The organism is Methylobacterium sp. Leaf113, from assembly GCF_001423325.1.
GTDB lineage: Bacteria > Pseudomonadota > Alphaproteobacteria > Rhizobiales > Beijerinckiaceae > Methylobacterium.
In genome coordinates, this window is the sequence record NZ_LMNJ01000012.1 from 310,006 (window position 1) to 333,732 (window position 23,727).

The 23,727-nt window shown below is 66.5% G+C and carries 17 protein-coding genes and 1 tRNA gene; 4 read left to right on the forward strand and 14 right to left on the reverse strand.

What is annotated here, in order from left to right; all coding sequences use genetic code 11:
- Positions 1 to 23 precede the first annotated feature (23 nt).
- Positions 24 to 653, forward strand: coding sequence for a glutathione S-transferase family protein (locus ASF60_RS10600; RefSeq protein WP_056184154.1), 630 nt, complete (start codon positions 24 to 26; stop codon positions 651 to 653).
- A gap of 46 nt (positions 654 to 699) precedes the next feature.
- Here the strand turns inward: ASF60_RS10600 and ASF60_RS10605 are convergent, their stop codons facing one another.
- From ASF60_RS10605 to ASF60_RS10625, 5 genes are all read right to left on the reverse strand, one after another.
- Positions 700 to 1,599, reverse strand: a complete 900-nt coding sequence (locus tag ASF60_RS10605) for a tetratricopeptide repeat protein (protein WP_056184156.1) — start codon at positions 1,597 to 1,599, stop codon at positions 700 to 702.
- Entirely contained in the window at positions 1,586 to 3,316 is a 1,731-nt protein-coding gene (gene ilvD, locus ASF60_RS10610; RefSeq protein WP_056184157.1) for a dihydroxy-acid dehydratase, read from the reverse strand. The genes ASF60_RS10605 and ilvD overlap by 14 nt, the downstream gene beginning before the upstream one ends.
- A gap of 354 nt (positions 3,317 to 3,670) precedes the next feature.
- Complete coding sequence (gene eutC / locus ASF60_RS10615) at positions 3,671 to 4,486, reverse strand: ethanolamine ammonia-lyase subunit EutC (protein WP_056184159.1); 816 nt, start codon at positions 4,484 to 4,486, stop codon at positions 3,671 to 3,673.
- A complete protein-coding gene (locus ASF60_RS10620; RefSeq protein WP_056184162.1) occupies positions 4,483 to 5,880 on the reverse strand; it encodes an ethanolamine ammonia-lyase subunit EutB in 1,398 nt (465 codons plus the stop codon). The genes eutC and ASF60_RS10620 overlap by 4 nt, the downstream gene beginning before the upstream one ends.
- A gap of 137 nt (positions 5,881 to 6,017) precedes the next feature.
- On the reverse strand, positions 6,018 to 6,878 hold the full coding sequence (locus ASF60_RS10625; RefSeq protein WP_056184357.1) for a transglutaminase-like domain-containing protein: 861 nt from the start codon (positions 6,876 to 6,878) through the stop codon (positions 6,018 to 6,020).
- 301 nt (positions 6,879 to 7,179) lie between these two features.
- On the opposite strand from ASF60_RS10625, the gene ASF60_RS10630 reads away from it, so the two are divergent.
- A complete protein-coding gene (locus tag ASF60_RS10630) occupies positions 7,180 to 7,656 on the forward strand; it encodes a hypothetical protein (RefSeq protein WP_056184164.1) in 477 nt (158 codons plus the stop codon).
- Between the two features lie 41 nt (positions 7,657 to 7,697).
- On the opposite strand, the gene ASF60_RS10635 is transcribed toward ASF60_RS10630, so the two are convergent.
- The 3 genes from ASF60_RS10635 to ASF60_RS10645 are packed head-to-tail and all read right to left on the reverse strand — an operon-like array spanning position 7,698 to position 10,680.
- Positions 7,698 to 8,294, reverse strand: a complete 597-nt coding sequence (locus ASF60_RS10635) for a LutC/YkgG family protein (protein ID WP_056184166.1) — start codon at positions 8,292 to 8,294, stop codon at positions 7,698 to 7,700.
- On the reverse strand, positions 8,291 to 9,940 hold the full coding sequence (locus ASF60_RS10640; RefSeq protein WP_056184169.1) for a lactate utilization protein B: 1,650 nt from the start codon (positions 9,938 to 9,940) through the stop codon (positions 8,291 to 8,293). The genes ASF60_RS10635 and ASF60_RS10640 overlap by 4 nt, the downstream gene beginning before the upstream one ends.
- Positions 9,937 to 10,680: a (Fe-S)-binding protein gene (locus ASF60_RS10645; protein WP_056184171.1), complete on the reverse strand. Its 744-nt coding sequence runs from the start codon at positions 10,678 to 10,680 to the stop codon at positions 9,937 to 9,939. Before ASF60_RS10645 ends, ASF60_RS10640 begins: the two co-directional genes overlap by 4 nt.
- 693 nt (positions 10,681 to 11,373) lie before the next feature.
- Between ASF60_RS10645 and ASF60_RS10650 the strand changes: the two genes are divergently transcribed.
- Positions 11,374 to 13,275, forward strand: a complete 1,902-nt coding sequence (locus ASF60_RS10650) for a putative bifunctional diguanylate cyclase/phosphodiesterase (protein ID WP_056184174.1) — start codon at positions 11,374 to 11,376, stop codon at positions 13,273 to 13,275.
- Between the two features lie 212 nt (positions 13,276 to 13,487).
- Positions 13,488 to 14,108, forward strand: coding sequence for a hypothetical protein (locus tag ASF60_RS10655; protein WP_056184176.1), 621 nt, complete (start codon positions 13,488 to 13,490; stop codon positions 14,106 to 14,108).
- A gap of 140 nt (positions 14,109 to 14,248) precedes the next feature.
- On the opposite strand, the gene ASF60_RS24355 is transcribed toward ASF60_RS10655, so the two are convergent.
- The 6 genes from ASF60_RS24355 to ASF60_RS10680 all read right to left on the reverse strand — a co-directional run bounded on the left by ASF60_RS24355 (position 14,249) and on the right by ASF60_RS10680 (position 23,724).
- Complete coding sequence (locus tag ASF60_RS24355; protein WP_156633981.1) at positions 14,249 to 14,392, reverse strand: hypothetical protein; 144 nt, start codon at positions 14,390 to 14,392, stop codon at positions 14,249 to 14,251.
- A 301-nt stretch (positions 14,393 to 14,693) separates the two neighbouring features.
- Positions 14,694 to 16,736, reverse strand: a complete 2,043-nt coding sequence (locus ASF60_RS10660; RefSeq protein WP_056184177.1) for a calcium-binding protein — start codon at positions 16,734 to 16,736, stop codon at positions 14,694 to 14,696.
- Between the two features lie 347 nt (positions 16,737 to 17,083).
- Positions 17,084 to 18,859: a ubiquinone-dependent pyruvate dehydrogenase gene (poxB, locus tag ASF60_RS10665; RefSeq protein WP_056184179.1), complete on the reverse strand. Its 1,776-nt coding sequence runs from the start codon at positions 18,857 to 18,859 to the stop codon at positions 17,084 to 17,086.
- A gap of 209 nt (positions 18,860 to 19,068) precedes the next feature.
- Positions 19,069 to 19,146: transfer RNA gene (locus tag ASF60_RS10670), tRNA-Pro, on the reverse strand.
- 103 nt (positions 19,147 to 19,249) lie between these two features.
- Positions 19,250 to 22,462: an efflux RND transporter permease subunit gene (locus ASF60_RS10675; protein ID WP_056184181.1), complete on the reverse strand. Its 3,213-nt coding sequence runs from the start codon at positions 22,460 to 22,462 to the stop codon at positions 19,250 to 19,252.
- Positions 22,463 to 22,587: 125 nt separating this feature from the next.
- Positions 22,588 to 23,724 (reverse strand): efflux RND transporter periplasmic adaptor subunit, encoded by a 1,137-nt coding sequence (locus ASF60_RS10680; RefSeq protein WP_200935840.1) that lies wholly within the window; start codon positions 23,722 to 23,724, stop codon positions 22,588 to 22,590.
- Positions 23,725 to 23,727 lie beyond the last annotated feature (3 nt).

The window sequence follows — 23,727 nt, forward strand, 5'->3', positions numbered from 1 at the left end:
CATCCACCAGGAGAAACCCCCGCGTGAAACTCTACGGCACCGGTTATTCGCCCTACGTCCGCAAGGTCCTCGTCGCCCTGGCCGAGAAGCGCCAGGATTTCGAGCACATCCCGCTGTTCTTCCACGACACGGATCCGGCCTTCCAGGCGGCGAGTCCGCTCGGCAAGATCCCGGCTTTCGACGATGACGGCTTCCTGCTCGCCGATTCCTCGGCAATCCTGACCTATCTCGAAGCGAAGGTTCCGAGCCCGGCGCTGTACCCGACCGACGCCAAGGCGCTCGGCCGCGCGATCTGGTTCGACAAGTACGGCGATACCGAGATGTTCGACGTGATCATCAAGCCGTTCGCCAACCGGGTCGTGAAGCCGAAGATGCAGGGCAAGCCCGGCGACGAGGCCGCCGTCACCAAGGCGCTGACCGAGGAACTGCCGCCCATCTACGATTACCTGGAGGCGCAGATCGACGGGCCCTACCTCGTCGGTGATGCCTTCAGCATCGCGGACATCTCGGTGGTGACGGGTTTCCACAACCTGCATCTGGCGGGCGAGCGGGTCGATGCCGGGCGCTGGCCCAAGCTGGCGGCCTATGTCGACGCCATCCTGGCGCGGCCGTCCTTCGTCACCGCCCTGGCGGCGCGGACGAGCGCGAACTGACGGTTCCGCTCGAATTCGCAGCGGGATCGATTCGATCCCGCGCGGGTCAGCGGCGGCGGCGGGCCGAGCCGGTGACCTGCGCGCTGGCCTGGGAGGCCTGCTCCATCGCGGCGGCGCGGTCCTCCTCGCTCGCCGAGGCCCAGACCTTCTCGTAGAGTGCGACGATCCAGTCGTCCTTGCGCCCTTGTGCGGCGTCGCGGGCCATCGACAGCCACATCAGCCCGCGGGCGCGCTGGGCCGGCACGCCCTGGCCGTTGACCAGGAGCTGGCCCAGCAGGGCCTGGGCCGGGGCATGACCCTTCTCGGCGGCGAGGTTGAACCAGCGCGCGGCCTGGCGCGCATCGGTGTCGACGCCGGTGCCGTCGAGGTAGAGGCGGCCGAGATTGTACTGCGCGTTCGGGTCGCCGAAATACGAGGCGGCATAGTTGAACATGTCGTAGGCGCGCTCGGGATTCGGGCGCACGTAGGTGCCCTTGATCCCGTCGAGGAAGTAGGCCCCGAGCGCCGTGAAGGCGCTCGCGACCACGCCCGAGTTCTGGGCATCCGGCCCCTCGTCGGTCGGATCGTCGGCGATGCGCGAGAAGAACTCGAACGCCTTGAGGTCGTCGTGGGGCACGCCGTCGCCCTCCGCATACATGCGGCCGAGCTTCCACAGCGCCAGGGCATGGCCCTGGTCAGCGGCATATTCGAGGGCGCGGGCGGCGCCGACCTTGTCGCCGGCATTGTAGTCACGCACGCCCGTGCGCAGGGCCTCGCGGGCGCTGCGATAGTTGCCGGTCGGCACGGGTGTCCGCACGGTGGCGTCGAGCGCCATCGCCGGACCGGCGCCGAGGAACACGAGCCCCGCCGCCGCCGCGAGCCGACGGACGCGCAGCGCCAGCGGCCGATCCCGGGCGGCCCGGACCGGCCGCAGGGCGCGGCCGTGGGCTGTCCTAGATGTCCGCATAGGTGTGCGTCTCCTCGGCGCCGCCCGGATGGGTCACCGCGCCGTTCACCGCCGGACCGACGGTCTGCTGGTACTTCCACAGGTAGCCGGAGGTGGCCGAGTTGGTGCGCGGGGTCCAGGCGGCCCGGCGCTTGGCGAATTCCTCGTCGGTCACGGCCACGTCGAGCGTGCCCTTGATGGCGTCGAGGGTGATGACGTCGCCGTCCTGGATCAGGCCGATCGGGCCGCCGATCGCCGCCTCGGGACCGACATGGCCGACGCAGAAGCCGCGGGTGGCGCCCGAGAAGCGTCCGTCGGTGATCAGCGCGACCTTGTCGCCCATCCCCTGCCCGTAGAGGGCGGCGGTGGTGGACAGCATCTCGCGCATGCCGGGGCCGCCCTTCGGACCCTCGTAGCGGATGACCAGCACCTCGCCTTCCCGGTAGGTGCGCTTCTGGACCGCCTCGAAGCAGGCCTCCTCGCCGTCGAAGACGCGGGCCGGGCCGGTGAAGACCTGCTTGTCCTCCGACATGCCCGCCACCTTCACGATGGCGCCCTCGGGGGCGAGGTTGCCGCGCAGGCCGACGACGCCGCCGGTCGGCGTCAGGGGCGTGGCGGCGGAGCGGACCACGTCCTGGTCCGGGTTCCAATGCACCTTCTCCATGTTCTCCGCCATGGTGCGGCCGGTCACGGTCATGCAGTCGCCGTGCAGGAAGCCGTGATCCAGCAGCGTCTTGAGCAGGAGCGGGATGCCGCCGACCTCGAACATGTCCTTGGCGACGTAGCGCCCGCCCGGCTTCAGGTCGGCGATGTAGGGCGTCCGCTTGAACACCTCGGCGACGTCGAACAGGTCGAACTTGATGCCGCATTCGTGGGCGATCGCCGGCAGGTGCAGGGCGGCGTTGGTGGAGCCGCCCGAGGCCGCGACGGCGGCCGCCGCGTTCTCCAGGCTCTTGCGGGTGACGATGTCGCGCGGGCGGATGTTCTTGGCGATGAGCTCCATCACCTTCTCGCCCGCGGTCATGCAGAATCTGTCGCGGATCTCGTAGGGCGCCGGGGCGCCGGCCGAATAGGGCAGCGCCAGGCCGATGGCCTCGGAGACGGTCGCCATGGTGTTGGCGGTGAACTGCGCGCCGCAGGCTCCGGCCGAGGGACAGGCGACCTGCTCCAGCTCGTCGAGATCGTCGAGGGACATGTCGCCGACCGCGACCTTGCCGACGGCCTCGAACAGGTCCTGCACCGTCACCGGGCGACCCCGGAAGGAGCCGGGCAGGATCGAGCCGCCATAGATGAAGATCGCCGGCACGTTGAGGCGCACCATCGACATCATCATGCCGGGCAGGGACTTGTCGCAGCCGGCCAGCCCCACGAGGGCGTCGTAGGCGTGGCCCCGCATGGTCAGCTCGACCGAATCGGCGATGACCTCGCGGGAGGGCAGCGAGGCGCGCATGCCGGCATGGCCCATGGCGATGCCGTCCGTCACCGTGATGGTGCAGAACTCGCGCGGGGTGCCGTTGGCGGCCGAGACGCCCTTCTTGACCGCCTGCGCCTGGCGCATCAGCGAGATGTTGCAGGGCGCGGCCTCGTTCCAGCACGAGGCGACGCCCACCAGCGGCTGGTGAATCTGCTCGCGGGTGAGGCCCATGGCGTAGAGGTACGAGCGGTGGGGGGCGCGCTCGGGCCCCTCCGTGACATGGCGGCTCGGAAGCTTCGACTTGTCGGTTTTACGCGCGTCCATCGTGGTGTCTCGCCGCCCCGGCCTGATCCGCATGGGTGAGCTCGGGGCGACCGCGGACAGGTGGGTGCGTTCCGGGGAAACCCACGGCGCGCGGTCCCACCGGACCGTTTCTCGGAAAGCGTCTGAACTCCGCGGTAAAGCGTTGGGGGGACTATCGTTTACCGCGCTTGCTGAGGTGGTCCCGGTTTATGGCGGGATCGCGGCGGCGAAAGGGGTCTCCCAAGGCAAAGTCGGGATGCTTTCAGGGTGTTGCGACCCCGCCACAGCCACGCTTTGGTGCGGAAAACCTTCCGAACAACCTGCGCCCGCAGCGGTTTTCGCGCTCCGGCGTCTTGGCGGAGCTTGGCCGGGCCTTCAGGCGGGCGGCTGCCCCGTCGGGCCGGGCCCGAGCTTCGTCGGGTCCGGCGCCGCCTCCAGGGCCGGCCCGCTGCCGTCCTTCAGGGACACGCCCGAGATCCCCAGGGCGAAGGCCTGGGTCAGCAGCCAGTCGAGCTTGAAGGCGGCCAGTTCGTGCGAGAGCCCGGCCGGGCGCACGTTCGAGATGCAGTTGCGCTCGGCATCCGAGCGCCCCACCCGCGGGTCGAAGGTGAGGTAGAGCCCGAGGCTGTCCGGCGAGGACAGGCCGGGCCGTTCGCCGATGATCACCACCACGGCGCGGGCCTCAAGCGCGGCGCCGATGCCGTCGCCGAGGGCGACCCGGGCTTGCGTCGCCACCACGACGGGGGCGAGGCGCCAGCTGGCGCGCGCGATGTGCGGCTGGAAGGCGGCGAGGAAGCCGGCCGCGCCCTCGTGCACCGCCCGCGCCGAGAGCCCGTCCGCGACCACCAGGGCGAGGTCGACCGGCCCGTCGCCCCGGGCCGCGAGGGCGGCCTGCGCCTCGTCCCCGAGGGCACGGCCGAGGTCGGGGCGGCGCAGGTAGGTCGCCCGGTCCGGCGCGGCGGAGGCCAGCGCCAGGGTGTCGAAGCCGAGCGCCGCGATGCCGGCCCTGACCGTCTCCCCGTCGAGAGGCGTGTGCACGGCGTCGCGGGCCTGGGCGTGGGCGAGGCCGAAGCGCAGCACCTCGCGGGTCGGCAGGCCGGAGCCGACCCGTCCGAGTCCGATGCGGGCGGGGGTAAGCCGCGCGAGGCGGGCCCAGGGATCGGCGTCCGTCGTGGTGTGATCGTCGCTCATGCGGCCATCCCCCGATCGTCCAGGCCGGGGGCGGCGGCGATGAGGCGGGCGCTCGGCCCCTCCGGCAGCAGGGTGCCGTCCGCGTCGGTGAGCCCGATCTGCGCGAGCCAGGCCTCGAATTCCGGGGCGCGCTTCAGGCCCAGCACCTCGCGCAGGTAGAGCGAGTCGTGGAACGAGGTCGACTGGTAGTTCAGCATCACGTCGTCGGCCCCCGGAATGCCCATGACGAAGTTGCAGCCCGCCGTCCCCAGCAGGGTCAGCAGGGTGTCCATGTCGTTCTGGTCGGCCTCGGCGTGGTTGGTGTAGCAGACGTCCACTCCCAGCGGCACGCCCATGAGCTTGCCGCAGAAATGGTCCTCCAGCCCGGCCCGGATGATCTCCTTGCCGTCGTAGAGGTATTCCGGCCCGATGAAGCCCACCACGGTGTTGACGAGCAGCGGCCGGAACGGGCGCGCCACCGCGTAGGCCCGCGCCTCCAGGGTCTGCTGATCGATGCCGTGGTGCTGGCCGGCCGAGAGGGCCGAGCCCTGCCCGGTCTCGAAATACATGCAGTTGTCGCCGATTGTGCCGCGCTTGAGGGCCAGCGCCGCCTCGTGCGCCTCCCGGAGGATCGGCAGGGTCACGCCGAAGCTGGCATTGGCCCCTTGCGTGCCGGCGATCGACTGGAACACCAGATCGACCGGCAGGCCCCGGTTCATCGCCTCGATCGTGGTGGTGACGTGGGTGAGGATGCAGCCCTGCGTCGGGATCTCCAGGCGGCGGATCAGGTCGTCGAAGAGGCGGAGCAGCCCGCTCAGGGTCGAGACCGAATCGGAGGCCGGGTTCAGGCCGATCACCGCGTCGCCGCAGCCGTAGGACAGGCCGTCGAGGATCGAGGCGGTGATGCCGGCGGCATCGTCGGTGGGGTGGTTCGGCTGCAGCCGCACCGCGAGGCGCCCCGGCAGCCCGATGGTGTTGCGAAAGCGCGTGACCACCCGGCACTTGCGCGCCACCAGGATCAGGTCCTGATTGCGCATGATCTTGCTGACCGCCGCCGCGATTTCCGGGGTGATGCCCGGCGCGATCCGCGCCAGGGTCTCGGACGTGGCCGTGAGCAGGAATTCGCGAAAGTCGCCGACCGTGAGATGGGCGATGTCCGCGAAGGCCGGCACGTCGTGGGTGTCGAGGATCAGCCGGGTGACGTCGTCGTCCTCGTAGGGAATCAGCGGCCGGGCCAGGATCTCGCGCAGGGGCACCTCGGCGAGGCACCAGCGCGCCGCCATCTCCTCCTCGGCCGATTCCGCCGCCACGCCGGCGAGCCGGTCGCCGGAGCGCACCGGCGTCGCCTTGGCCATCAGGGTCGCGAGATCGGCGAAGACGTGGGTGCGTGGACCGACGATGTGACGATAGGCCATGGCTCGACCCTCTCCTGAAGGACAGACATTCGCATCCTCGAACGCAGCCGCGAATGGGCCGCGCCGCGCCGCTCGCCACAAGGGGTACGGTACGCCCGCCGGCAGGGGAACCGGGGATCACCGCATCCTGTGACGCCTCAGGCCGCGCCCGCGTGCGGGGCCGGCTCCTCCGTGGAGATCGCGTCGACGGTGCGCTGGGGCGGGCTGCCCTGCCCGTCCGAGCGGCTGATCCGGATCTGCTGGTTGACCGGCTGCATGTTGCCCCAGGGGGTCGAGAACGCGATCTCGGCGGCATCGCGGCCGACGCCGATGCGCACCAGCCCGTCGAGGTCGGCCTGCCGTGTGGCGTCGAACAGCCACCAGCGCCCGTCGAGATAGGCCTCGAACACCGCGTGGAAATCGCTCGGCACGAGGCCGTGGGCGTAGCAGCTGACGAAGCGGGCCGGGATGCCGAGCGCCCGGCAGAAGGCGGCGCCGATATGCGCGAAGTCGCGGCAGACGCCGGCCCGCTTCAGCAGGCTCTCATGCGCCGTGGTCTCGCCGTCGCTGGAACCCGGCTGATAGGTCAGGTGGTCGTGAATCCAGTTGCAGATCGCGTTGACGCGCTGGTGGCCCTTCGGCAGCGCGCCGAACTCGGCCAGCGCGAACGGCGTCAGCCGGTCGGACGAGACGAAGCGGCTCGGCAGCAGGAACGGCAGGATGTCGAGGGGCAGTTGCGCGATCGGGGTCTCGTTCACCGTCGCCGGGTCGGCCCGGTGCACGGTCAGATCGACCTCGGCGTTGTATTCCAACGCGAACTGCCCGACCGGGACGTTGACGCCGAGATAGCGGTTCTGAAGGTCGGGCGTGATGTAGATGTCGCGCTTGAGGTCGGGGCTCAGCGTCAAGCTTTCACTGAGAATCTCGACGCTGCGCAGGCGCGCCACTTCAAGATTGAAGATGAAGGTCGTGTCCGAGAGGATGTTGTAGGATAAATTGCAGCCCAGTTGATAGCGCACCATCCGCTCCTTCGGCGACGTTTCCTATCTCTCAGCATAGCAAGGTTCGGGCCTGCGGGAGCGCCCGAGCGGGTTGGATTCTGAGATCGGACCGGGAGCGAGTGCCGATATCTCGATCGTTTCTGGGACGTTTTTTAGAAACTGTAAATCTCAAGTTGCGAAACAACGCGAATAAATAAAACTTGAGGTGTCATCCAATGCATTCGCGGGAACCTCCCTTCCTGGCTGACACGAATGAGGAAACGTCGTGCTGCACCGGCAGTGGCCTGACGCCGATCACTGCTGCCGCGAGGAATCGTCCATGAGCGTTTCATTCAGTGTCGTCGGTGTTTTCTACCGCACCGAAGTCGATCTTGCGAACACGAAGGGAAACACTGTCGCCAACATCATGCAGTACCTGTATCAAGCCGATCCGAATTTTTTTTATACCCAGATCACGTTCGATCAGAACGAGATCGTCAATTCGATCGCCCAATACCACCCTGCCCCATTCACGGGCCGGACCGGAATTCCCTATCCGGCGGGGTTCTATCGCCTCGCCCAGAGCTTCACTGAGCCGACGCCGAATCCCTACTCGGTTTGGCAGTACTATCTCAGCGACCAGAACGGCGTCCGGCAGCCGACGCAGGCGAATTTCTCCTTCACCAAGGCGATGGTCGAGGACGGATGGTCGATTGTCTGGCGTCTGGTTACGATCTGCAACGCGCCAACCAATCTGGCCAAGCGGATGCGTAAGCTCGTTCCGTCCCCATTGCAGACGGCGATGGCGATGGCCTGACGCGACAAATCGAGCCTCGCCGCACGCAAAGCGACGAGGCTTCAGTCCCGGCGCGGCACCAGGATCACCGTGAGCGAGCGCACGCCCTGCGCGCCGTGGATCAGCACGCCCTCGATGTCGGCGGTGGCCGAGGGGCCGGTGTGGAGCACGGCGTAATCGGCGCGGGCGAAATCCGGGCGGCGGTAGGCCGCCTGGATGTTCACCAGGATGTCGGCGGGGTCGAGGAGCACGATCAGGTGCTGGGCGAGGTAGGCGACCGCATTCACCTGCAGCTCGGCTTGCGTGAACAGCACCGAGCCGGTCTCGGCGACCCCGAACACCGCCCGCACGATGGCGACGTCGACGTCGGCGAGGTCCTGCGGCCGGGCCACGGCGCGCAGGTCCCGGTTGCCCGCGATCTCCGGGACGGCCGAGGCGATGACCGCCGCGCCGTCGAGGCGCTCGCGCACGCTGGCGAAGGGATCGGCGCCCGGGACCACCTCGGCCAGCCGGCCGCCCATGCGCTTCAGGCGCTCGCCGAACTCGGCCACGTGGTCGTCGCCGACGAGCGGCGCGAACAGCGGCACGTCCGGCAGCGGATAGTCGCCCGCCGGCCGGTTCTGGCGGATGCGCGCGAGGGTGGCTTCGCGGACGCTCATTTCACACCGTCCGAAATTTTGCTGCCCGAACTCTTGCTGCCGACGCTCTTGGGGTCGGCCTTGCCCATGCGGTTCTGCTTGTACCAGGCATGGAAGGTCTGGCGCGGGGCCTCGGGCATCTCGCGGCCCTTCCCCCAGGTGTTGAGCGGGTTGTAGACGGCGAAGCGCGGCAGCACCTTGAGGGCGGAATCGGCGGCGCCGATGGCGGCCCGGTAGGTGGCGGGGCGGCTCAGCACCTGGCCCGCCGCCTTCATCATGCCCTGCTTCAGGAGCGGGATCTGGTGCTCCTCGGCCAGGACCTTGCGCCAGGCGAAGATCTGCTCGTGGATGTTGATCTTCACCGGGCAGACATTGGTGCAGCTGCCGTTCATCGTCGAGGAGAACGGCAGGGTCGAGTATTTCCGCTTGTTGAAGGTCGGGTCGATGATCAGCCCGATCGGCCCCGAATAGGTGGCGCCGTAGGAAAGGCCGCCCGAGCGCCGGTAGACCGGACAGGTGTTCATGCAGGCGCCGCAGCGGATGCATTTCAGCGAGGTCCAGAACTCCTCCATGCCGAGGCGCTCGGAGCGGCCGTTATCGACCAGCACCATGTGCATCTCGGTGCCCTTGCGGGGCGCGCGGAAATGCGAGGTGTACTGGGTGATCGGCGAGCCCAGAGCCGAGCGCGAGAGCAGGCGCAGGAACACCCCGAGATGCTCGATGCGCGGGATCAGCTTCTCGATGCCGATGGAGTGGATCTGGAGCTTCGGGACGTTACCCGAGAGATCGGCATTGCCCTCGTTGGTGCAGGTCACCACCGTGCCGGTCTCCGCGATGGCGAAGTTGCAGCCGGTCAGCCCCGCATCCGCCTCCAGGATGAGCGGGCGCGTGTGCATGCGCTGGCTCTCGGCGAGGTAGTGGGCGTCGTCGTTCTCGGGGTCGGTCCCCATGGTGCGGGAGAAGACCTCGGCCACGTCGAAGCGGGTCTTGTGCACGGCCGGCACCACCACGTGACTCGGCTCCTCGTTGTCGAGCTGCTGGATGCGCTCGCCGAGGTCGGTCTCGATCACCTCGATGCCGGTGCCGGCCATGTAGTGCCGGAAGCCGCATTCCTCGGTGAGCATCGACTTCGACTTGATCAGCGATTTCGCTCCGTGATCCTTGAGGATGCCGTGGACGATGCGGTTGTGCTCGGCCCCGTCGGCGGCCCAGTGCACGTGAACGCCGTTGGCCTTGGCCTGGGCCTCGAACTGCTCGAGGTAGCGGTCGAGGTTCGCCAGGGTGTGCGTCTTGATCTGCGAGGCCAGCTCGCGCAGCTCCTCCCATTCGGGGATGCCGAAGGCGGCGGTGTCGCGCTTGGTGCGCAGATCCCAGAGCCGGGCGTCGTGCGCCTTCTGGTGCAGCGGTGCGGCGAGGAAGCGCTCGGCCGCCTCGGCCTGGTCGATCGGCCGGTCGCCCCGGATCTTGGCGCCGCGGGGCTGGGGCTCGCGGGGGGCCTTCGGGGAGATGGCCTTGGCCGAGATCGGCCGCGAGGCGCCCTCGGCGTGCTGGAGGCGCTGGCCGTCCTGGCCCCGCTCGCTCTCGTCGCTGCCGGCCAGCACCTCGGGATGGATCACGCCGTCGCGGCGCGCATCGTCACGGGGACGGAGTTCGTCTGACGCGCTCATGCGGTCGCTCCATTGAGGATGCGGGCGATGTGGATGTACTTGAGCGGCACGCCGAGGCGTTCGGCGCAGCCCTTCTGGTGCATCATGCAGGAGGAATCGGCCGAGACCACGTATTCGGCTCCGGCCTGGGCGTGGTCCGCCACCTTGTCGTAGCCCATCTTGGCCGAGACGGCGGGCTCGAACACCGAGAAGGTGCCGCCGAAGCCGCAGCATTCATCGGGCCGGGCCGGGGCCACGATCTCGATGCCCTTGACCTTCTTGAGGAGGTCGAGGGGCTTGGAAAAGAACGGCGCGTTCAGCTCGGACGGGCGGGCGTGGTGGATACCCCGGAGCGCGTTGCAATTGCCGTGGTAGCCGACCTTGTGGGGGAACTCGGCCCAGGGGAATTCCTCGACCTTGAGGATGTCGTGCAGGAACTCGACCAGCTCGAAGGTCTTGGCCCGCACCGCCTTGACCGCGTCGGTCTGCGGAATCGCCGTCAGATGCTCGCGCACCTGATGCACGCAGGAGCCGGAGGGGGCCACCACGTAGTCGAACCCGGAGAAATTCTTGACGAACAGGGCCTCGGTGGCGGCCGCCTCGGCGTGGCAGCCGGTGTTGGTCATCGGCTGGCCGCAGCAGGTCTGGTCGAAGGGATACTGGACGTCGAGGCCGAAGCGCTCGAGCAGCTCCAGGGTGGCGATGCCCACCTCCGGCTCGAAGGCGTCGACGTAGCACGGCACGAACAGTCCGATGCGCATGATGTGTCCTGGATGAATCCTGGCCCCGCGCGCCCGGCATTGCCTGCCGCCGACCGCCTTGGAAATGTTCTACTCTGGGTCCCGGTTTAGACCATCCCGCGCCACGGGGGAAAGCGCATTCGGCCGTTCCGGGCTGCGTTGTGGAGACGCCCGTCCCGGCCACGGAGCTTCGGCGCCTGCGCACGGTGGGGATGGACAGCTTCCGGTCGTACGGCCTCGTCCGAGATCAAGTCCGTCGCAAGTCGTGCTCCCGGAAACTCAGATGTCGATATCGGTCGCGTGTCTTCGGACACGGGTCCTAGCCCGCTGAACAGGAACTGTATCAAAGGTGGCGATACGTTTTTGTATGAGCTGCAGTAAGCCGCGACAGAGGGTCGGATTTCAGAAGCCTCTTTGTCATAGATCAAAGTATGTCCATCCCCGGTTCCGGGAATTGTCCGACATATGTTATACAAAAAAAATTGAGGCCACTCGAATACAAAATGAAAGACCGCGAAAGCTGGCCGGCTTCATGAACCCTTAATTCCTGGCCGGGATAAATGCTCCAGGTTGCAGGTGTCCACCTGCCGGGAGGGGTCTGGATGGCGGCACGTTTGGCAGCAATCCCCATGCGCTGCGCGGGGCGGGACGACCGCCCGAGCGCGCGCCGACGTCAACGATGAATTCGGCCAGAAACCCGACGAGGACATCGGCATGACCGGCAGGGTCCTGAGTTTTGCAGGCGAGCGCGACGACGACAGCGACCGCGGGAGGGCGCCGAACATGAGCACGGCCTGGTCCCTGGCGCCGCGGCTGTCGGCGTGGCTGCTCGGGCGCGAGGCGGAGGCGGCCCCGCGCGTCGGGGAAGGTCCGATGCGGCCGGGCCAGGACGGGCTCGCCCTCGCCCTCGACAGCGGCGTCGAGGGGATCTGGGACTGGGATTTCGTCACCGGGCGGATCTGGGTGTCGCGCGCCTGGCTCGCCCGGCTCGGCTATGCCGGCGACACCGTCGAGACGCGCCAGCCGATGGAGCACATCATCCATCCGGACGATCGCGACCGCCTGAGCGCGGTGATGATCGAGCACATCCGGGGCGCCACCCTCGCCTTCGAGTGCGAGCACCGCGTGGTGTGCAGCGACGGCAGCGCGGTCTGGGTGCTCACCCGCGGGCGGGTGGTCGATCACGATCCGCAGGGGCTCGCCCTGCGGGCGGTCGGCACCCAGATCGACATCACCCATCGGCGCGAGGCCGAGGCGCGGGTCGCCCACATGGCCCTGCACGACGACCTCACCGGGCTGCCGAACCGCCGCCTGTTCCGCCAGCGCCTCGAACAGGCGGTGGCGCAGGCCGAGCACGGCCCGCATCCGGCGGTGGTGCTGGCCTGCGATCTCGACGGCTTCAAGGTGGTCAACGACACCCTCGGCCACGAGGGCGGCGACCGCCTGCTTTGCGTGGTGGCCGAACGGCTGCGCCGGGCGGCGGGCGCGTCCAACACCGTGGCGCGCCTCGGCGGCGACGAGTTCGCGGTGGTGCTGCAGGCTTCCGCCGGTCTGGAACAGAGTCCCGCCGGTTTGGAACAGGCTGCCGCCGGTTTCGGAGAGGAGGCCGCCGGTTTCGCGGAAGCCGACGCGGTGGCGGCCCGCATCATCGCGGCCCTCGGCGAGCCGATCGAGATCGACGGCATGAGCGTCGCGGTCGGCGTCGGCATCGGGTCGGCCCTGGCCTGGCGCGAGCGCATCAGCGCCGATGCCCTGCTGCGCCGGGCCGACATCGCGCTCTACGAGGCCAAGACCCTCGGGCGCGATACCTATCGGCGCTTCGCCCCGGCCCTGGCCGCGCGCCATTCGCGGCGCCAGGGCCTGGCCTTCGAGATGAAAGAGGCGATCCGGCGCGGCGACTTCTTCCTGGCCTACCAGCCGGTCGTCGACGTCGCCACCGACACGGTCACGGGCTGCGAGGCGCTGATGCGCTGGCGCCATCCCGAGCACGGGGTGATCGCGCCCGCCGAGTTCATTCCGGTGGCCGAGGAGACCGGCCTGATCGTGGCGCTCGGTAGCTGGGCCCTGACCGAGGCCTGCCGCGAGGCGATGGCCTGGCCCGAGGCGATCCGGGTCGCCGTCAACGTGTCGCCGGTGCAGGTGCGCGACGGCCTCGAACAGGCGGTGCGGCAGGCGCTGGACGCGGCCGGGCTGTCGGCCAGCCGGCTCAGGCTCGAAGTCACCGAAAGCGCCCTGATGAAGGACCCGGAGGCCGCGGTGGCGACGCTGCACCGCCTGCGGGCGCAGGGCGTGAAGATCGCCCTCGATGATTTCGGCACCGGATACGCGTCGCTGAGCTACCTGCGCCACTTCCCGTTCGACGAGATCAAGATCGACCGCACCTTCATCCGCGACATCGCCGAGCCGGACGCCGCCGCCATCGTGCGCGCGGTGGTCGGCCTCGGCGACCGCCTCGGCATGGCCATCGTGGCCGAGGGGGTGGAGACGCCGGAGCAGCTCGAACGCGTCCGCGGTGAGGGTTGCAGCGAAGTGCAGGGCTTCCTGTTCAGCCAGCCCCTCACCCCCGAGGCCGCCCGGGACTTCCTCCGGGCCGACCGCGCCCGGGCCGCAGCGTGACCGGGGCTACACCCCTGACCGGGACCAGAATCGTGACCGGTCGGACGACCCGCCTGATGAGCGCCGGCCCAAGAACAGGAAACCCGGTTCGAAAATAGGACCGCCGGCAAGATTTCGGCTAGATTTTCGGTTTCCGCACGCGTCTCATTTCCCCCAGAAATCCCGGCCGGTGCGGCCGAGCCCTGCCCCTCCCCTCTGGCGACATCCGATCCATGGACGCACCCACGATCCTGTCCGGCCGCATCATGGTCGCCGACGGCCCCGAATTCACCTGCACGGCGCAGTTCACCGAGCTGAAAGCCGACGATCCGCAGCCGAATGATCCGCAGGCCAACGATCTGCAAACCCTGACCGTGTTCACCCAGGCCCCGGGCCAGCTGCTCGCCGAGGCGGTGTGCTATCTCGACGGCATCGGCGCCGTCCCCGGCCGGATCACCGCGCGGAACCCGAACGGCCTGACCCTGCACCCGACGCTCAACGAGGAGCGCCGCAAGCGCATCACCGCACGGCTGGCCTGGAAGACCACCCGGGCCGGATGGACCACCGAGCAGCGCGAGGCCCTGCGCCTGGTGCCGGAACACCGCGAGGTGCAGGTGCGCTTCGCCGACGACGCGATCACAACCGGTGAAATGCTGCACGGCGAAATCCTGGACCTGTCCAGGACCGGCGCCAAGATCCAACTCTTCCGCGCCACCCCCGCCGCCATCGTCGGCGCCGCCGTGACGGCCGGCAAGCGCTTCGCCACCGTGGTCCGCGTCGAGGACACCGTCATCGCGATTCGCTTCCGCCTGCCGTTCAGCGACGAAACGTTCAATGCGAGCTTGGTGCTTTGACCGACATTGACTTTGAAGAGGTTGGTACAGTTGATCGGGTACAGGATCATCCAAGATATGAATGACTTGCCTCAATAATTCAGGCCGCCGAACGGTCAAGGAGGCGCAGTTCGTCATCGAAGGCTGGGGACGTCGACACATCACCCTGCGCGCGCTTGCTTTGCCCCCCAGATGTCGACACCGCTCAGTGCCGATATCGAGTCCTGCCAGAACTCGAAGGCACGGTCCGGCTCGGCCTCTGCCGTGCTTTGCAAAAGCGTTTCGACAAAGAACGGGCTGGTCAAAACAATCGCTCTCCTGACCGGGCTCGCATCCTGTGATCCGACGGCAACTCCTTATGCGACCGTCTCAAAAGCGGACTGAGGCTTTCCACCCGGCCCGGTCTTCGCGCGGATGGCGGGCCGATCTTTGGCAAACCCTGTGTCGATCCACTTTCAAATCACTGAGGGCGCAGAGAGTCCGACAAGGTCGGGTGGTTCTTGCTGATCCACTTTTGAGCGGGTGATTGGCGAAGTGGACGTTGCTGTTCTGCGTCCGGGTGCTCCAAAGTAAGGGACCCGGACCAAGCCGGGTCCCTTCCGAGGTTCAGGCGAAGGCGTAGTCGCTCGTGGTGAGCACCTGACCCAGCGTACCACCTGCGCTGATCAGAAGCTGTCCCTCGGACACACCCGCACCGTCCTGCACTTCGTACACCCGCGCGTTGCCCGAGGTGCCAACCAGTTCCAGGGTCGAGTCTGCAGCAAAGCCGCTGAAGCGGATCACATCGCCCCCGGCTTGGCCTGCGCCCTGGAAGTCCACGATCAGATCGGTAGCGCCCCGTATGGCCAAGTCGCCAAAATCGATGACGAAGGTATCATCCCCTGCACCGCCACCCTGGCGGTCAGCACCAAGACCACCTGTGATGACGTCGTTTCCAGCATCACCCGCAATGATGTCGTTGCCGGAGCCGCCGCTCAGGGAGTCATTGCCTGTGCCGCCACGTAGGGTGTCGTCACCGCCAGCCCCAATCAGCTGATCATTTCCGCCGCCACCAACGAGCACGTTTGCAGCGTCGTTTCCAAGGACCCGATTGTCGAGTTCGTTCCCGGTGCCGTTGATGGCACCCATGCCGATGAGGGACATATTCTCGACGTTGGTACCAAGCGTGTAGCTCACTGAGCTGCCGACGCTGTCGATGCCCGTCGCGCCTGTCTCGTCGACGACGTCTCCAACATTGTCGACGATGTAGGCGTCGTTACCGGCACCCCCGACCATCGTGTCGATACCTGTACCTCCGTCGAGGGTATCGTCACCACCGTTGCCGATGATCGTATCGCTGCCGGCGCCACTGCGGATGATGTCATTGCCGCCGCCGCCGGTTACGCGGTTGTCCAGGTCGTTGCCGACGGCGGTGAAGTTCCCCTGACCGGTGTAGGTCAGGTTCTCGACATTCGCTGCAAGTACATACCGACCCAAGCCTGTCAGGATGGTATCGGTACCCCCACTGTCTGCTTCAGTCACGACATCGCGCAAAGAGTCGACGATGTAGGTGTCGTTACCACCGCCGCCAAACATCTGGTCGTTTCCGAGACCACCGACCAGGAAGTCGTTGCCAGCCCCGGCGGTGATCGTGTCATCGCCCTGCCCTGCGTTGTAGTAGAAGTCCTGCCCAGCGCGGAAAGGCGGGAAGAACGTCAGTGCGTCGTTCCCGTTGGTTCCGAGTACGACGCCCTCGAAGGTGTTGCCGCGCGCCGCACCTGATACGAGGTCACGGACATCGAAGGTGACCCCCTGCGTTCCGGCAACGAAGGTCATGCCCTCATCATCGTAGCGGGAAACCGCTCCAGTAAGGTTGCCGTCCGCATCTTCGGCTTGGACACGGACAGCAAGGCCCCCATCCTGGTTTGCCGCGCTTCCACCGTCATTGGTGTTGCCGTTACCAACTTCAGCCGAAGTGAAGGTCAGCCGGACGTTGCCGGTGCCGCCATCGAAGCGATCGAAACGGACCGTGTCATTTCCCGCCCCAAGGTTCACCTGGTCGCTGCCGTCGGTGTAAACGTTGACGCCGAAGGTGTCGTCGCCATCACCGCCGAGCACCGTGTCATTCCCCGAGCCGGCACTGATCGTATCATTGCCGCTACCGGTCGAGATGATGTTGTTGCCGCCGCCCCCGAATACGAAGTCGTCCGAGGATCCCGTTGTGAGCGTGTCGTTCCCGTTTCCACCCGTGATCTGAGCCTGGACGTTGCCGGTGTTCACGACGTTGTTGCCGATATCGGACAGGTTGAAGTTCACTGACTCAAAGCCGGTGATGAAGGTGCCGTCAGATGCCGTGCCAGTTCCATCTGCATCGAGGGTCAACGATATTGGTTGAGCCGAGCCGGCAACTGGACCATTGAAATTGAAATTGAGAAGTAAGAAGTCGTTGCCTTCTCCGCCATCAAGCTGATCCAGCTTGCCGCCGGTCACGAAGTCGTCTCCCGTGCCAGCGTTGACGAGGTCGCGCCTCGGATTGATTGATCCCGCGAAGATATTTTCCGGACGATCAATCGAGTCGATCGTGTCGTTGCCGCCCAGGCCGTTGATCACATCTTCTTCTTCGGTGCCATTCAGGAAGTTGTTGCCGCCATCGCCATTGATCGTAGCCATTACGTCTTCTCCCTTGCTCGCAGCCTGAGATGCACGTGCGGCTCGCAGGTCGGCAGCTTGGAGGTTACGTATCGTTAACCAAGAAAGTTTCAGGCCTCAAAAGTCAGAATATGGAATTCGTTGATCTCACGTTCTTTCCAGCAGAAATAATTGGATGGCTTTGCAAAAACAAAGTTCGAATTTCAATATTTTTGCGGATTAAAACGATGTTTGGCCCTGTTGCATGCTTTGGGCGAATTTAAACAAGGCTGTTCATTGCTTAAAAGCAGGCGGTCCGGAAACCGGTGGGTGTGGATGTGCTTGGAGACACCCATCCGATTTCTCCTACGGCTCGGCAGCCCCTGCCCTCACCGCCAAAGGTTCGTCTTCGCCAGATCCAGCACCGAATCCCCGCGCCCACTCATCACGGCGCGGAGCACGTAGAGGCTGAAGCCCTTCACCTGCTGGCCGTCGATCTTGGGGGGCATCGAGAGTTCCTGGCGGGCCACGACGCAGTCGAGGAGGGCCGGGCCGGGATGGGCCAGGACGTCGTGGACGGCCGCCTCCAGCTCGGCCGGGTCCTCGACCCGGACGGCGTGGAGGCCGGCGCCGCGGGCCATGGCGGCGAAGTCCGGGTTGTCCAGGGTGACGCCGGTCTCGAGGTAGCCGGCGGCCTTCATCTCCATCTCGACGAAGCCGAGGGTGCCGTTGTTGTAGACCACGATCTTCAGCGGCAATTTTTGCTGGCGCAGGGTCAGGAGGTCGCCCATCAGCATCGCGAAGCCTCCGTCGCCCGAAAGCGACACCACCTGCCGGTCGGGATAGGCCGATTGCGCGCCGATGCCCTGCGCCATGGCGTTGGCCATCGAGCCGTGGACCCAGGAGCCGATGAGCCGGCGCCGGCCGTTCATCTTGAGGTAGCGCGCCGCCCAGATCGTCGGGGTGCCGACATCGGCGGTGAACACCGCATCGTCGGCGGCCGCCTCGCTGACGAGCTTGGTCAGGTATTGCGGGTGGATCGGCTGAGGGCCGGTCTTGCGTCCGAACCAGCCCTTGGCGGGTGCGCCGGTGGCGAGGTCGTCGAGATCTTCCCGCGCCTTGGCGTAATGCTTCAGGGCGGCGTCGAGATGCTTGCGCTCGGTCTTCGGGGTCAGCTTCGGCAGCAGCGCCCGCAGGGTGTCGTCGACATGGCCGACGAGGCCGAGATCGAGCTTGCACCGTCGCCCGAGCTGGCCCGGGCGGATGTCGACCTGGGCGATGCGGGCGTCCTTCGGGTAGAACTGCCGGTAGGGGAAGTCGGTCCCGAGCATCAGCAGGGTGTCGCAGGACATCATCGCGGCGTAGCCGGAGGCGAAGCCGATCAGCCCGGTCATGCCGACGTCGTAGGGGTTGTCGTACTCGACCACGTCCTTGCCGCCGAGGGCGTGGACGATCGGACTCTTCAGGGCCTCGGCCAGCTGGAGCAGCTCGGCATGGGCCCCGGCGCAGCCTCGCCCGCACAGCAGGGTGATCCGCTCCGAGCCGTTCAGCAGGTCGGCCAGGGCGTTCAGCTCGGGCTCGGCCGGACGCACCATGGGCCGGGGCGGGATCAGCCCGGCATTGGGCGCGACGCCGCGGGTCGGCGCGTCCATCAGCGCGACGTCGCCCGGGATGATCACCACGGCGACGCCGCTCATCCCGATCGCCGCCCGCATGGCGTTCTCCAGCACCTGCGGCAGTTGCGAGGCGTCGCCCACCATCTCGCAGTAATGGCTGCACTCGCGAAAGAGCTCGCCCGGATGCGTCTCCTGGAAATACCCGGAGCCGATCTCGGCGGTGGGGACATGCGCCGCGATCGCCAGAACCGGGGTGCGGGTCCGGTGGCAATCGTACAGGCCGTTGATCAGGTGGACGTGGCCCGGTCCACACGACCCGGCGCAGACCGCGAGCTTGCCCGAGAGCTGACTGTCCGCCCCCGCCGCGAAGGCCGCCACCTCCTCGTGCCGGACATGGACCCAATCGATGGTCCCGCGCGCCCGCAGCGATTCGGTCAGGGCGTTCAGGCTGTCGCCGACGATGCCGTAGATGCGCTGGATACCGGCCTGGTCGAGGGTGTCGACGATCAGGTCCGCGACGGTCACGATCTTGGTGGGGGCACTCGTCATGGCGCTCGGCTCCGGTTCACCCGAGCCGAACCCGACGCCGCGCCCCGGGGTTCCGCCCCAGGGTTGTAGTGGGCGCGGATCTGTCATCCCCCACGCCTCGTGACCGCGACGAAACGCATACCCCCGCGTTTCGCGACGTCGACGAAACGGTGTTGGTATACGAGAGACTGGTTTGGGGGGAGAATCTGCGGCGTCGCCGGGCGGGGAAATGGTCGGAGCGAGAGGATTCGAACCTCCGACCCCTAGTCCCCCAGACTAGTGCGCTAACCGGGCTGCGCTACGCTCCGACGGCCCTTTCGGGCTGAGGGGTCTTTAGCTTTCCGGTCTGCGGGGCGCAACCCCTAACGTGAAGCCCGGGCGCGGTATCCGCGTCCGGGCTGTCGGGTCGTATCAGGCGTGGGAGGGCGCCGTGTGCGGATCGTGCTTGTCCGGCGTGGTGTTGTGCGGATCCTTCCCGCGCTTTTTCGCGATCCAGATCAGGAGCTTACGGATCACCACGTAGAAGACCGGGGTCAGGAAGAGGCCGAACACCGTGGCGCCGATCATGCCGAAGCACACGGCGGTTCCGAGCGCCTGACGCATCTCGGCGCCCGGGCCCGTGGCGATCACCAGCGGCACCGTGCCGAGGATGAAGGCGAAGGCGGTCATCAGGATCGGGCGCAGGCGCAGGCGGCAAGCTTCCACGGCGGCGGCCACCGGCCCCTTGCGCTCGGTTTCCTCGAGTTGGTGCGCGAACTCCACGATCAGGATGGCGTTCTTGGCGGCCAGACCGATCAGCACGATCAGACCGATCTGGGTGAGGATGTTGTTGTCCTGCCCCCGCAACTGCACCCCGAACAAAGCTGCGAGCACACCTGTCGGTACCACCAGCAAGATCGCGAGAGGCAACGCCCAGGATTCATACTGTGCCGCGAGCACCAGGAACACCAGGAGAACACCGAGGGCGAAGACATAGATCGCGGTGTTGCCTGCGGCTTTCTGCTGATAGGCGATTTCGGTCCAGTCATAGGAGTAGCCATCGGGCAGCGTGTCCTTGGCGATGGCCTCCATGGCGTCGAGGGCCTGACCGGTCGAGATGCCGGGCTTGGCCGTCCCCTGGACCGGGACCGAGTAGTACAGATTGAAGCGCTGGACGATCTGCGGACCCGTGATCTCCCGGATCGTGGCCAGCGTCCCCATGGGCACCAGGGCGCCGGTGGAGGAGCGGACCTTCAGCTGCTCGATGTCCTGCTTCGAGACGCGGAACTGCGCATCGCCCTGAACGCGAACCTGATAGATGCGGCCCAGCGTATTGAAGTCGTTGACGTAGGCGCCTCCCAATGCCGTCTGCACGGTCGAGAAGACGTTGGACAGCGGCACGTTGAGCATTCGCGCCACGGTGCGATCGATATCGAGATAGAGCTGCGGAGTATCATTGCCGAAGGTGGTGAACACCCGCTGGACGTCGTTGCTCTGGTTTGCTTTGCCGAGGACTTCGCCGACGGCGCCGAGCAACGGACCGATGGCCGAACTCTGTCGGCTCTCGATCTGCATCTTGAAGCCGCCGCCCTGACCGAGGCCGCGCACCGGCGGAGGCGGGATGACGATGACGCGGGCCTCCTGGATGTCGGCGGTGGCCTTGATCACCTCGTTGGTGATCACCGCCGCGCTCCGTCCTTGCGTCGCGCGCTCCTTGGCGCCCGCCAGGGTGATGAACATCACGCCCGAGTTCGTCGTGTTGGTGAAGGTCGCGCCATCGAAGCCCGCGATGATGACGGTGTTGGTCACGCCTTCGATCTTGCGTGCCGCCGCCGCCGCCCGGTTCACCACAGCGGTGGTACGGTCGAGGGAGGCGCCCGAGGGCAACTGCACCACGCCGATGAGGTAACCCTGGTCCTGGTCGGGAATGAAGCCAGTGGGCGTGGTCTGAACGAGATGCAGGGTCGCGGCGATGACCCCTGCATAGACGATCATCATGGCGATCAACCCGATCGCGTAATTCGTCAGACCGTAGATGATCCGGCCATAGGTGTTGGAAAGCCAGTCGAAGCCTTTGTTGAACATGTCCGCCAGCCAGGCGACGAAGCGGAAGAGGAAGAACTTCGGCTTCGCGTGCTCGTGGTGGGGCTTCAGCAGAAGCTTACACAACGCGGGCGAGAGCGTCAGCGAGTTGAACATCGAGATGATGGTCGACGCCGCGATCGTCAGCGCGAACTGCTTGTAGAACTGGCCGGTAATACCGGGGATGAAGGCGGTGGGAATGAACACCGCCGACAGCACGAGCGCGATGGCGATGACCGCGCCGCCGACCTCATCCATCGTCTTGTGGGCGGCGTCGCCAGGCGACAAGCCTTCCGCCATGTTGCGCTCGACGTTCTCCACCACCACGATCGCGTCGTCGACGACGATGCCGATAGCAAGCACGAGGCCGAACAGGGTCAGATTGTTCAGCGAGAACCCGAAGGCCGACATGGCGGCGAAGGTGCCGACCAGTGAGACCGGAATGGCGATGACCGGGATCAGCGCCGTGCGCCAGCTCTGGAGGAACACCAGCACCACGATGACCACGAGCCCTACAGCCTCGAAGAGTGTCTTGTAGACCTCGTGGATCGACTCCTCGATGAACTCGGTCGGATTGTACGCGATGCGGTACTCAATATCCGGTGGGAAGTTCTTCTTGAGGCTGTCCATCACCTTGCGCACGGATGCCGCTGCATCCAACGCGTTGGTCCCGGGTCGCTGGAAAGCACCGATGCCGATGGCCGGCGTGTCGTTCAGGAACGAATTGGTCGTGTAGTCCTTCTGGCCCATCTCGACGCGCGCCACGTCCTTCACGCGAACGAGTCGACCATCGGAGGCCTTGACGATGACGTCGGCGAATTCCTCAGGGCTCTGGAAGCGGCCCTGAGACTGCACGATGAGCTGAAAGGCCTGGCCCGTGGCGGCCGGCGGCGAGTTCAGGGCGCCGGCTGCCACCTGCACGTTCTGCTCGGACAAGGATGTGATGACGTCCGAGGTGGTCAGGCCGTAGGCAGCGAGCTTGTTCGGGTCGAGCCAGACGCGCTCGGCGTACTCGTTGCCGCCGAAGATCGTGATGTCGCCGACGCCGTCGAGGCGAAGGAGTTCGTCGCGAATGTTCAGGTAGATGTAGTTGGCAAGGTAGTTCTGGTCGTAGGTCTTTTTCGGTGACAGCAGGTGTACCACCAGCATCAGGTCGGGCGACGCCTTGCGCACGGTGACGCCGAGGTTGCGTACGTCTGGCGGCAGACGCGGCTGAGCGACGGAGAGCCGATTCTGGACGAGGACGTTGGCGATATCGAGGTTGGTGCCGACCTTGAAGGTCACCGTCAGCAGCATGTTGCCGTCATTGGTCGACAGCGACGTCATGTAGAGCATGTTGTCGACGCCGTTGACCTCCTGCTCGATCGGCGTCGCGATGGTCGCCGCAACCGTCTCGGCATTGGCGCCCGGGAAGCTCGCGCGCACCGTCACCGTCGGCGGCACGATCTCCGGATACTGCGCCACCGGCAGGGCCAGGTAGGCGACGTAACCGAGGATCAGGAAGACGATCGACGTGACCGACGCGAAGATCGGCCGATCGACGAAGAAGTGGGCAAAACGCATCGCTTGAACCTCTCGCCGCAAGCGGACCGCACGCGCGGGTCCGAGGCGGCACCGTTTCTTCGTCCGCGGTCTGTTGGCCGCTCCCCGGCCGCGGACGGCCGGGGCCTATCGCATTGGGATGCGTATCAGGTCTTGCTCGGCGGCAGAGTTGACGCTTCAGCCGTGACTTTCGCGCCAGGACGAACGCGGCTCACGCCGTTTACCACCACGTTCTCGTCGCCCTTGAGGCCGTCGCGGATGACTCGGTAGCCATCGACTTTCGGACCGAGCTTGACCTCGCGCAGCGATACCGTGCCGTCATCGGCAACCACATAGACGATGCGCTTATCCTGGTTGGCTGAAACTGCCTCGTCGGGCAGCAAGATGCCCTGATAGGGCTTCGTTGCCGGCAGGGAGACCACGCCGAAAAGACCCGGCTTGATGAAGCCATCCGGGTTCTCGACCGTAGCGCGCAGCAGTACCGTGCCTGTGGCATTGTCCACGCGGTTGTCCACGAAGTCGAGCGTGCCCTTGCGAGTCGGCTTCTCATCGCCCGTCAGCGCCACAAGGATCGGTACGCCCTTGCCCTTCTGCGTCTGGCCCATGCCGATACCGAGGCTACCCTGATATTTCAGGAACGAGCGCTCATCGACCGTGAAGCCAAAATAGATCGGATCGAGGGAGACAATCGTCGTCAGCTGGGTCTGATCAGTGATGACGATATTGCCTTCGGTGACCAGGCGCCGGCTGATGCGGCCCGAGATCGGTGCCTTCACCTCGGTGAAGTCGTAGTTGAGCTGGGCTTGGCGCAACTGCGCATCGGCGCTGTCGACATCGGCCTGCGCGGTCTGCGAGGCCTGACGGCGCTGATCGGTGACCTGTTCAGAGATGTTGCCGGATTTGCTCAGGGTCTGCGCACGGTCGAGGTCGGTCTGCGAGAAATTCAGGCGCGCTTTCGCCGAGACGAGTGCAGCCTGCGCCTGATCCAGCGCAGCCTTGTAGGGGCGACGGTCGATGACGAAGAGCAGGTCGCCCTTCTTGACCGTGGCACCGTCCGTGAAATTCACCTTATCGAGGTAACCAGTGACCCGGGCACGGACATCGACGATGTCCACCGGGTCGAAGCGGCCTGTATAGGTGTCGGTCTCGACGATCTCACGCACGACCGGCTTGGCGGTGGTGACCTTCGGCGGCGGCCCTCCCGGCGCCTGTGCCAGGGCTGGTCCGGCGCCGGTGGTCGCGACGAGGCCGAGGAGCGGAAGCAGTCGGAAGAGCGAGCGCATGCG